This is a genomic window from Rhizobacter sp. P3_C12, assembly GCF_056402735.1.
Genome location: NZ_JBFUGW010000412.1, coordinates 1 through 4,024 on the forward strand (window position 1 = coordinate 1; position 4,024 = coordinate 4,024).

Below are 4,024 nucleotides of genomic sequence, written 5' to 3' on the forward strand. Positions count from 1 at the left end.
TCCTGTACTGGAAGACCCCCATGGGCGTGCCCTCGACGACGCCCGGCGGAACGCCGAAGCACTATCGGGACAACCACGTCCAGTACATGCTGACGCATACAACGCAGTACGCGGGCAACGGCACATTCGCGATCGTCTTCAGTCCCGGGGACGACACGTCGGCGGACATCACGAACGACGGCGGCCAGTTCGCGCGCCTGTCCAAGGCCTACCTGGCCAACCCCGCTCCGTTTCCCCGCTGAGCTCGACCCCACCTGCATCCTGTTGGCCGGCATGCAGGGCCACCATTGGCGAAGACGACACGGTTCGTATCGTGGATGTCTTCGTCGATGAGTTGGCCCTGATGGACAGCATGGTCAGACAGGACCGCTGGATGCGGCTACAACGAGACATCGAACTGACGGCGGAAGTCGCCAGGCGTGCATCCTTCGATGCCGCGAAAGAACTTGGTGAAGTTGGTCGCCTCGTCGAAGCCGAGCCGCTGCGCGATGGCTGAAATCGGCATCTCCGTGTGCACGAGCAGGCGCTTGGCTTCCAGCGCAAGGCGCGAGGCGATAAAGGCCTTCGCACCGACGCCAGCCACCGCACTGCAGATGCGAGTGAGCGTCTTCTCGGAACATCCCATGGCCTGTGCGTAGCGCGACACGTGATGCCACTGATGCACCTTCGCGTCCAGAAGCCGTTTGAAAAGACGAAAGCGCTCCGGCGCGTCGGACGATGTTCCGTCGGACGGCTGTTGCTCGGCGTGAAAGATGTGCAGCCGCGTCACGAGCGTTGCCAGTTCGCTCTGGAGCAGCCAGTTCAGCAGCGGTTGCCGGGCGTCGAGCCCGCACGCCTCCTCCAGCCGCGCGAGCGTGTCGGCCAAGAACCGACCCGTCGACCGGTCGAGGCGCAGATGGCCAGGAAGCGCGTCGACCAGTTCAGGCATCTGAAGGCGTTCCTCGCCCTGCGAAGCCTGCAGCAGCTCGGGTCGGAACAGCAAGAGGTTTGCGTCCCAACGGCTTCCCGGGCCGAAGCGGTGAACCTGTCCGGGCCGAATGGTCAGCAGCGATCCGGCGCCACACTCGATGTGACTGAAGTCCACCACGGCGCGGCATTCTCCGCGTCTGACGTGCACGAACATGTGAAAGTCGTAGCGGTGGTGACGCTGCAGGTGGGCTCGGGGAACCCTTCGTCTCAGGTCCGACATCGAGAAGACCTCGAGATCCAGCGCGCGCTCGGCCGAAGGCCGATACCGGACCTGCTCGATATCGATGGGACTCGTTCCGCGTGGCATCGATCCATTGTCCGATATTCACCATTTGGCAACCGACTTTGATCGTGTCGAACGCGCCGGCAACTCGAACAATATGGGAACGCGGGCACCTGGCGACCACCATGCCCCGGTTCCCATCCTGATAGACAGTCCGAGGCGACCCATGCAAACCACAAACCGACAGTTCATCGCTCGCTTCGTGGAGTTCATCAACACTGCGGACCCGCGGCTCGCCACGGAGTTGGTTTCTCCGGACGCCGTGTTTCACGTTCCGGGGCGCGCCGAACCCGTGCACGGGCCACAGGGCTACCTGGAGGTCATCGGGATGATGCGCGGTGGATTCCCCGACATTCAGTGGACTCTTGAAGAAACCGTCATTGAAGGTGATGTCATCGCAGCGCGATTCATGATGCACGGGACGCACCGCGGAGCCTTCTTCGGCGTGCCTCCCACCGGCAAGACGATTGCCGTGCAAGCGCTGAACATCTATCGGCTCTCGACCGGGAAGATCGTCTCCGAAGTCGGGCAACCGGACCTGCTCGGACTGATGCAGCAGATCGGCGGATTGCCGCGCTCCTGAGGCCGCACCGATGCAAGCAACCTGGTGCAAACGCAGGGGCCGGCACACGACCCCACGCGCGCAACAGCGGCCGGTCGGTTGTCGAATGATGAATATCGGACAATATCGATGCCGCGCGGAACGTGATCCTGATGCGCGTCGAGAGCAGCTTCAACCCCTGCGCGATCGGAGTCGTCGGCGCATCGCTGCGAGGGGATGAAGAAGACGGGGTTCAGTTGCTGTACAGCATGCCCTGGCCGATGCCGCTGACGTAGACCCGGCCATGGACGTTCTGCACGACGGGCCATGCGTTGCCGCTCCAGATCGACGCGAAGGTGCTGAGCTTGGTCCAGGTCGCCCCCGAATCGGTCGAGTGGTACACGGCGTTGCCGTCGGCCAGCCAGAGGTCGTCCTCGGCGTTGGGGTTGACCGCCAGCGAGGTGTGCATGAAGTAGCTGGGCGCCAGCCCGGCCGACACCGAGCCCGCGCTCAGCGTGAAGCTGTGACCGCCATCGGTCGAGACATGAACCTTGCCCGGCGTGCCCCACCAGGCGCCGCCCGAATCGTGGGCATAGACCTTGTTCGGGTTCTTGCGGTCTGCGGTCAGGTGGTAGCCGCTGGGGACGCCAACGCTGGGCGTCTAACTCACCCGAAGGAGCCTTCGGGCGTCGGGTCAGGTGGAAGGCAGCGCTCGATCACGCCGGTCGTGCGGAATCCACCGCAGCAGAACGTCGAGCACGCTCTCTGGAATGAGCGGCTTGGCCAGATGGTCGACCATGCCTACCTCGAAGCATTGCGCGCGGTCCTCAGGCAGCGCTGCTGCAGTCATCGCGATCACCGGCAGCGAGGCCCAGGCCCCTCGTTCGCGGATGCGCCGCGTCGCTTCGAGCCCGTCCATCACCGGCATGTGCAGATCCATCAGCACGGCGTCGAACGGCCGATCGGTGACGGCATCGAGCGCGGCGAGCGCCTGTACGCCGTCGTCGACGACGAGCACTTCCAGGCCCATGYGCCCCAGGATGCGCTGCCCGACGATCTGGTTGACGACGTTGTCCTCAACCAGCAGCACTCGGGCTCCAGCGATCGGCGCGGCGTGTGCCAGCAGCGATTCGGCTTGCGTGGCGGTACACGATAGATCGGCAGCAACGGTCCCCACCGAGTTCGCAGGGCCATGAATGTCGCGGCGCTCGGCGATCTTCAGCAATGCCGCAAGCAGCGGCGAGGCCAGCACCGGCTTGGCAAGCGCGACATCCGGCACGAGGTCCACCGCGGCATCGGCTGCTGTCCTGGAGGCGGACGACATCATCACCAGCGCCGGACATCCGACGGCACCGCCGTGGATCACACTTCGCAGCGAACGCGCCACCGCGAGCCGCTCTTCCAGCGCCAGCGAATGCCCGTCGAGCAGCACCGCATCGAACGGATCATCCAACGACTGGCTCTGCTCGATGTATCGCAATGCGGCCTTCACGTCAGCGGCTCGCGTCACCCTCACCTGCCAAGCGAGCAGTTGCGTGGCGTTCACCTGATCAGCCAACGACCCATCTTCGACGAGCAACACGCGCAGGCCCTCCATCCCCGGCTGCCGCAAGCTGGAGGGAGGCGGCATATCGCCACGCAGCAAGTTGGCGGTGAACCAGAACTCGCTGCCGCGTCCGGGAACGCTCCTCATCCCCATCTCGCCGCCCATCATCTCGACCAGCCTTTGGCAGATCGTGAGACCGAGCCCGGTGCCGCCGAAGCGGCGCGTGATCGAACTGTCGGCTTGCGTGAAGGCGTCGAACAAGCCCGCGTGGTGCGCTGGGTCGATGCCGATCCCGGTGTCGAGCACGGAAAATCTCAACAGRCAGCGCTCAGGCTGCGTGGCAGGCATTTCTCGCACCACGACATGCACGTGGCCTTTATCGGTGAACTTCACCGCGTTGCCCACCAGGTTGTTCAGCACCTGCGACATTCGCAGTGCATCGCCGACCACTTGAAGCGGCAACTCGGGTGGCAGATCAACGACGAACGCGAGGCCCTTCAGGGCGACGCGCGCGGCAAAGACGTCGACCGTGCGCTGCAGCGTCTGCTCGAGATTGAACTCGAGTTGCTCGAAACGCAGTTTTCCAGCCTCGATCTTGGAGTGGTCGAGCACGTCGTCGAGCAGCCCCATCAGTGCGAGCGCGGCAGTGTGGACCTTGTCGAGATCATCGCGAGCGCCCGTCGGC

The 4,024-nt window shown here is 64.4% G+C and carries 4 protein-coding genes and 1 pseudogene; 2 read left to right on the forward strand and 3 right to left on the reverse strand.

The genetic code is table 11. The features are described 5' to 3' along the window. Positions 1–242, forward strand: a pseudogene (locus AC1DXV_RS32200) (hypothetical protein); the annotation flags it as partial. Positions 243–379: 137 nt separating this feature from the next. On the opposite strand, the gene AC1DXV_RS32205 reads toward AC1DXV_RS32200, so the two are convergent. Further along, positions 380–1,276 (reverse strand): AraC family transcriptional regulator, encoded by an 897-nt coding sequence (locus tag AC1DXV_RS32205; protein WP_477867488.1) that lies wholly within the window; start codon positions 1,274–1,276, stop codon positions 380–382. A gap of 142 nt (positions 1,277–1,418) precedes the next feature. Here AC1DXV_RS32205 and AC1DXV_RS32210 point away from each other — a divergent pair, with 142 nt between their 5' ends. Further along, the gene (locus AC1DXV_RS32210; protein WP_477867490.1) at positions 1,419–1,835 is read left to right on the forward strand and encodes an ester cyclase; all 417 of its coding nucleotides are present in this window, start codon (positions 1,419–1,421) and stop codon (positions 1,833–1,835) included. Between the two features lie 211 nt (positions 1,836–2,046). On the opposite strand, the gene AC1DXV_RS32215 is transcribed toward AC1DXV_RS32210, so the two are convergent. Beyond that, the gene (locus AC1DXV_RS32215) at positions 2,047–2,292 is read right to left on the reverse strand and encodes a hypothetical protein (protein WP_477867492.1); all 246 of its coding nucleotides are present in this window, start codon (positions 2,290–2,292) and stop codon (positions 2,047–2,049) included. 195 nt (positions 2,293–2,487) lie between these two features. After that, on the reverse strand, positions 2,488–4,024 hold a 1,537-nt coding region (locus AC1DXV_RS32220), incomplete at its 5' end, for an ATP-binding protein (protein ID WP_477937553.1).

Excerpts from the sequence above, each read along its gene's own strand:
- AC1DXV_RS32205 (WP_477867488.1), bottom strand. The coding sequence starts at position 1,276 with ATGCCACGCGGAACGAGTCCCATCGATATCGAGCAGGTCCGGTATCGG.
- AC1DXV_RS32210 (WP_477867490.1), top strand. The coding sequence starts at position 1,419 with ATGCAAACCACAAACCGACAGTTCATCGCTCGCTTCGTGGAGTTCATC.